This is a genomic window from Streptococcus sp. GMD4S, assembly GCF_000296955.1.
In genome coordinates this window covers 1-970 of record NZ_AJRE01000289.1, presented here as the reverse complement: position 1 = coordinate 970, position 970 = coordinate 1, and the positions used below count along the sequence as shown (strand labels likewise).

Below are 970 nucleotides of genomic sequence, written 5' to 3'. Positions count from 1 at the left end.
TTACACAAAAATTCAACAAAAAAGAACAGAGGAAGTCATGGTATCTATACCATTTTTCCTCTGTCTTTTGCTTTTCTTCTGTTACTATAGAATGATTTTATGACTTTCTTATGAAGTCTTCAGGATACTGTGCACGCGCACCTCCGATTAGTTTGGGACGACTTGCAAGAGCCGTTACATGGGCATGCCCAATTTCACGCAGTACAGGGCGAATTGGTACTTGAACATGCTTAACATGCATGCCAATCGCAGTATCTCCGATATCCAATCCAGCATGGGCCTTGATAAATTCAACCTCAACTGGATCCTGCATAAACTTGAAGGCTGCCAACTGACCCGAACCTCCTGCATGAAGTGTAGGAAGGACACTGACGATTTCAAGACCAAACTGCTCTGCCACCTGACGTTCAACGACGAGGGCTCGATTGACATGTTCACAACCTTGAACAGCTAGATGAATTCCTTTTTTCTCTAGGATATCTAGAATGGTCTTCACAATGACTTCCCCAATTTCTTGACTGGATTCCTTGCCAATCTGACCACCTATCACCTCACTAGAAGAAAGACCCAAAACAAAGATGGCTCCTTGCTTCAAATTAGCCTTTTCTAATACATCTTCTACAATCTGGCTTGTTGCTCTTTGAATGTCTTTTTCCTTCATACTTGATACCTCTTTTGTCACTATCTATCATATCTTTTTTTACTGATTTTATCAAGACCAACTAATCATTCTGATTTTTAAAAGTAAAACTCCCAGAGTGAACTGGGAGTTAGCTAATTACTATTTTATTAATGTATATTTCAACTGTCGTCCCTTTTTCGGGTGCAGAATTGATCTTCATCTGATAGTTTTCTCCAAAATGAAGTTTGAGGCGTTGATCAACATTTTGAAGGCCAACTCCCCCACGTTTGAGCTGACTTTGACTGCTATCACCAGGATTTTGGAAGCCAACGCCATCATCCTCAATGC

Annotated in this window: 1 protein-coding gene and 1 pseudogene; both read right to left on the bottom strand. The window is 40.6% G+C overall.

The features are described from left to right. Positions 1-97: 97 nt before the first annotated feature. Positions 98-661, bottom strand: a complete 564-nt coding sequence (locus tag GMD4S_RS09415; RefSeq protein WP_000659509.1) for a TIGR01440 family protein — start codon at positions 659-661, stop codon at positions 98-100. Positions 662-770: 109 nt separating this feature from the next. Next, positions 771-970: pseudogene (locus GMD4S_RS09410) on the bottom strand (cache domain-containing sensor histidine kinase); the annotation flags it as partial.

What these genes read in the sequence shown, in the direction of transcription:
- GMD4S_RS09415 (WP_000659509.1), bottom strand. Translation starts at nt 661, where the DNA reads ATGAAGGAAAAAGACATTCAAAGAGCAACAAGCCAGATTGTAGAAGAT.